5 protein-coding genes and 1 pseudogene are annotated in these 4,672 nt (G+C 73.4%); 3 read left to right on the top strand and 3 right to left on the bottom strand.

Annotated elements, in window-relative coordinates; translation table 11 throughout:
* The first annotated feature begins 164 nt into the window (after positions 1-164).
* Both GT030_RS16385 and GT030_RS16380 read left to right on the top strand, forming a co-directional pair.
* Complete coding sequence (locus GT030_RS16385; protein ID WP_161201730.1) at positions 165-1,199, top strand: hypothetical protein; 1,035 nt, start codon at positions 165-167, stop codon at positions 1,197-1,199.
* Positions 1,200-1,297: 98 nt separating this feature from the next.
* Positions 1,298-1,951, top strand: a complete 654-nt coding sequence (locus GT030_RS16380; RefSeq protein ID WP_202460164.1) for a DUF2238 domain-containing protein — start codon at positions 1,298-1,300, stop codon at positions 1,949-1,951.
* Here the strand turns inward: GT030_RS16380 and GT030_RS16375 are convergent.
* Positions 1,948-2,442, bottom strand: a complete 495-nt coding sequence (locus tag GT030_RS16375) for a DUF6328 family protein (RefSeq protein WP_161201729.1) — start codon at positions 2,440-2,442, stop codon at positions 1,948-1,950. The two genes, GT030_RS16380 and GT030_RS16375, sit on opposite strands and share 4 nt — an antisense overlap.
* 65 nt (positions 2,443-2,507) lie before the next feature.
* On the bottom strand, positions 2,508-3,392 hold the full coding sequence (locus GT030_RS16370; RefSeq protein ID WP_161201728.1) for an SDR family oxidoreductase: 885 nt from the start codon (positions 3,390-3,392) through the stop codon (positions 2,508-2,510).
* 138 nt (positions 3,393-3,530) lie between these two features.
* Here GT030_RS16370 and GT030_RS16365 point away from each other — a divergent pair, with 138 nt between their 5' ends.
* Entirely contained in the window at positions 3,531-4,415 is an 885-nt protein-coding gene (locus GT030_RS16365) for a LysR family transcriptional regulator (RefSeq protein ID WP_161201727.1), read from the top strand.
* A gap of 1 nt (position 4,416) precedes the next feature.
* On the opposite strand, the pseudogene GT030_RS16360 reads toward GT030_RS16365, so the two are convergent.
* A pseudogene (locus tag GT030_RS16360) lies at positions 4,417-4,672 on the bottom strand (TetR/AcrR family transcriptional regulator); the annotation flags it as partial.

Raw genomic sequence — 4,672 nt, 5'->3', positions numbered from 1 at the left:
CGGCCGAGCTGGGCGCCCTGCTGGACACGCTCGCCAACCGCGAGCGCTGAGGGAGCGGGGGCGGCTGCGGCCAAACATCGCCTATCGGGCCATATAGGCTGCCCTCGGCGCCCGGCCGGCCGGGTGGCCGCACCACCGAGCCCCCGTACGCAGGAGAGCCATCCGTGACCCTGGCCATCGACCCCTCCGAGACGACTGCCGCCGCGGTGGCGCCCCTGTCCGACCTGGTGGCGCGTGACGCCCGCGAGTTCGGGGTGTACGCGCGCACCGGCGGCTGGGCCTTCGCGCTGATGGTGGCGCGCAGTGTGCGGCCGGGCGGGCAGGCGGCCGGGGAGACCCCGAAGGTGTCCGCGAAGGAGTTCGCGGAGCTGGCGGAGTGCTCCCCGGAGCGGGTCATGCGCTACTACCGGGCGTGGGACCGGGCCGCCGACGACGGCCTGGTCCCGCAGTTCGAGACGCTGGAGCCGGGCCAGGACGTCCAACTCCCGGACTCCGACGTCTGGTTGAGCTACTACTCCTCCCGTAGCAGCGCCACGTCCGAGCGCGGCACGGCCATCGCGGAGGCCGCCGAGGCCGAGGGCATCCGGCCGACGAAGGCGCTGGAGGTGGCCGAGAACCCGACCGCGCTGCGCGCCGCCATCCTGGCCGATCCCTCCACGGCCCGCGCGGCCCGCTCCGCCCTGCTGGACCGGATCAAGGAGGACCCGGAGCTCCAGGCCGAGCTGGCGCGGGACGTGGTGCGCACCGACGATCTGAAGAAGGCCGTCGCCACCGAGAGCCGCGCCGCCGACAAGATCGGTTACGTCCGGCAGATCGCGGAGTCCGGGCAGATCAGGACCCCGGCCGGACAGACCGTCGAGGCCCCCGCCGAACTGCGCGAGGAGGCCGAGCGCCATCTGTCGCTGATCGACGAGCTGGAGGACGACGAGGACACCGGCGAGTGGGCGGTGGAGGCGTACGACACGCTGAAGACGCTGGTCGCCGACACCGTCGAGGCCGACCCCGAACTCCGGGTGCAGGAGCGGCGCACCAAGTTCTACGGCAGTCTGCAGAAGGCCACCCGCGCCTTCGAGGAGCTGACCTTCGACGACGCCCCGGACTTCTACGAGGACGACATGGTCCGGCGTCTGGAGGAGCTGCAGCAGGCGATCGGCTCCTGCCTCACCGCGCTGCGCGGCGCCGTGGGAGAGAAGCCCTAGTGACGCGCCGCGGGGGCATGAGTACCGGTACTCATGCCCCGCGCGCCGGGCGGCCGGACGATGGGGCGACCGACGCCGCCCAGCCTCTGGAGCCCGCCATGACCGCAGTCCACCCCGCCCGGCCGCACGTCCGCCGCACGGTGCCGCCCGTCGTGTTCGGGGGCGTGGCCGCCGTGGGCCTGGCCGTCTCCGTGTGGGGCGCGCGGGACCGCACGACGTGGTTCCTGGAGACCTTCTGGGTGCTGATCGGGCTGCCCCTGGTGGTGCTCCTGTGGCGGCGCTTCCCGCTCACCGGGCTGCTGTGCGGTCTGCTCGCCGCGCACGCCCTGGTGCTGGCGGTCGGCGGCCACTACACGTACGCGCAGGTCCCGGCGGGCGACTGGGTGCGGGACGCCCTGCACCTGAGCCGCAATCCGTACGACCGGTTCGGGCATCTGATGCAGGGCTTCGTCCCGGCGATCCTGGTACGGGAGCTGCTCACCCGTACCTCGCCGCTGCGCGGCAGCCGCTGGCTGGCCCCGCTGACGGTGTGCGCCTGCCTGGCCTTCAGCGCCTGCTTCGAACTGCTGGAGTGGCTGGCCGCCGTGATCGGCGGGCACGGAGCCGACGCCTTCCTCGCGACCCAGGGCGACGTGTGGGACACCCAGTGGGACATGTTCTGCGCCCTGATCGGCTCCGTGCTCTCCCTGCTGCTGCTCAGCCGGGTCCACGACCGCTCGCTGGCGGCCCTCGCGGCCCGTACCGGTAGTTAGCTGTCCTCGGGGTCCGAGTGCCGGCAACGGGCCCAGATCGGCAGGCCGTACCAGCAGACCAGGTACCAGCAGACGACGGCGCCGACCAGCCACGGCACATAGCCGTCGTGGGTGGCCACCCGGAGGATCAGGAGCAGCGAGCAGGCCATGGTGGCCAGGAGCAGCACCAGTCCGACGAAGGTCAGCCTCCCCGCCAGCCGTACCGCCTCCGGTTTCACCCGCCGCCCGGAGACCAGGCGGTGCAGTGAGACCGGCCCGATCAGGGCGCCGGTCGCACAGGCCCCCAGGACCACGGTGACGATGTAGATCATCTGGTTGGCGCTGGAGAGCTGGGCGTACTTGGGCTGGAAGACCACCGTCAGCAGGAAGCCGAACAGGATCTGTACACCGGTCTGCGCGACACGTACCTCCTGGATCAGTTCGCCCCACTTGCGGTCGGCCCGCTCTTCCCTGGTTTCGTCCCGCCCCCTGCGCGGTGCCTCCTTGGTCATGCGGTGCAATTAACCGCGCAAACGTTCTTTCAAACCGCTCACTTGATCGGACCTACTGTGCTGGTTCACTCGAAGTAGTGGCCCTCGTCCAGATCGGCGAGGAGTCCGGGCCCGGTGGGCCGCCAGCCGAGCCGTTCGCGGGTCGCGGCGCTGGAGGTGGGGTTGTCCACCCCGGCGAACCGGCCGAGGAACCCGAAGTGCTCCCCCGCCCGCTCCGGCGGCACACTCACCACGGGCATGTCCAGGTGGCGGCCGATGACCTCCGCGATCTCCCGGAACGGCACACCCTCGTCGGCGGCCGCGTGCCACCGGGTACCGGCCGGGGCCTGCTCCAGCACCAGCCGGAACAGCCGGGCGGCGTCGAGCCGGTGCACACCGGGCCAGCGGTTGGCGCCGTCCCCGACCTGGGCGACGACGCCCTTCTCGCGGGCGATGCGGATGAGGTGCGGTACGAAGCCCCGGTCGCCGGGCCCGTGCACGGAGGGCGCGAGCCGCACCACGGAACCCCGCACGCCCCGCTCGGCCAGTGCGACGGCGGCCTCTTCGGACGGGGTGCGGTGGGTGCCCGGCGCGGGCGCGTCGGCCTCGGTGACGAGGCGGCCCGGCGGGGCGATCGCGGTGCCGGAGGTGACGACGAGCGGCCGGCCGGAGCCCGCCAGGGCGGCGCCCATCGCCTCGATGGCCCGCAGGTCGGTGGCACCGGCCGCGTCGAAGTCGACGAAGTCGTGCACGAAGGCCAGGTGGATCACCCCCTCGGCGCCGTCCGCCGCGCGGGCCAGGCCCTCGGGGTCGTCCAGGCTGCCCCGGAACACCTCGGCGCCCGCCTCCTTCAGCGCGGCGGCCCCGTCGTCCGACCGGGCGAGGCCGACGACCTCGTGCCCGGCGCCGGTCAGTTCGGGGACCACGGCGGAGCCGATGAACCCGGTGGCACCGGTGACGAAAACACGCATGGTGAAGCTCTCCTCGGATGGTCGGTGGAAGTGCCTCCATCGTCGGCCGGACGGAACTCGCGCGTCCAAGGCTTCTTCCGCATGGCGCAATACGTTCCGGGCATCACCGCTGGTGCGGGGGGCCGTACGCTGAGGGGCATGTCCGACTTCGCGGATCTCGATCTCCGGCTGGTCCGGTACTTCACGGTCGTCGCCGAGCACCGGCACTTCGGCCGCGCGGCCACCGCCCTGCACATCACCCAGCCCTCGCTCAGCCGTCAGGTACGGCGGCTGGAGCGGGAGCTGGGCGTCGAACTGCTGGACCGCACCCCGCAGGGCACCCGGCTCACCGAGGCCGGCGAGGTCTTCCTGCCCCGCGCCAGGGCGCTGCTGCGGACCGCGCACCAGGCGGCGACGGAGGCGCGGGCGGCCGCCGAACCCAGCCGGATCACCGTCGGCTACACCACCGGCGTGCTGGTCACCCCGGCCGTGCGGGAGATGCGGCGCACGTTCCCGGACGCGGAGGTGCGGGCCACGCACTTGCGCTGGCACGAGGCCCCGGAGGCGCTGCTCGGACACCGGGTGGACGCGCTGGTGGCCCGGCTGCCGTTCGCCACCGACGGGCTGCGCGTGACCGTGCTCTACGACGAGCCACGCGTGGTGGTGGTCCCGCTGGACCACCGGCTGGCGGGCAAGGAGTCGGTGACACTGGACGACATCGCCGACGAGCCTCTCCCCCGCGTCCCGGACCCGCTGTGGGACGCGTTCTGGCGGATCGACCCGCGCCCGGACGGACGGCCGGCGCCGGACGGGCCGTTCATCGGGGACATCGAGGACAAGTTCGAACTGGTCGCGTCCGGCCAGGCGTTGGCGATCGCGGCCGCCGCGCCGGGGATGCCGGCGCGACCGGATCTGACCGCGATCCCGCTGCACGGCGTGGAGCCGTGCCATGTCGCGCTGGCCACCCGCGCGGGCGACAACGGCCGTCTGCTCGCCGCGTTCCGCCGCTGCGCGGAGGCAGTGCTGACCGGCCCCGAGGGGTGAGTCAGGGCGTCAGCTGGGCCTGTACGAGCGGCCCGTAGCGGTCGGCCACCTCGTCCGGGCCGCTCTCGCGCAGGTGGGGGCCGCGGGCGATGCCGTACATGACGCCGACCCCGATGAGCGCGGCGACGGCCAGTTCGGCGCGCAGCCCGGCGTCGGGGCCGGTGAGCCGGGCGGCGAGGCGGTCGGTGACCTGGGCGCGGAAGTTAGCGCGCAGGATGTCGCCGTGGTCGCCGTGCAACGGGGCGAAGGCGATGCGC

The sequence above is a fragment of the Streptomyces sp. SID1328 genome, assembly GCF_009865595.1.
Lineage (GTDB): Bacteria > Actinomycetota > Actinomycetes > Streptomycetales > Streptomycetaceae > Streptomyces > Streptomyces griseoluteus.
This window is presented reverse-complemented; position numbering and strand designations above follow the sequence as displayed.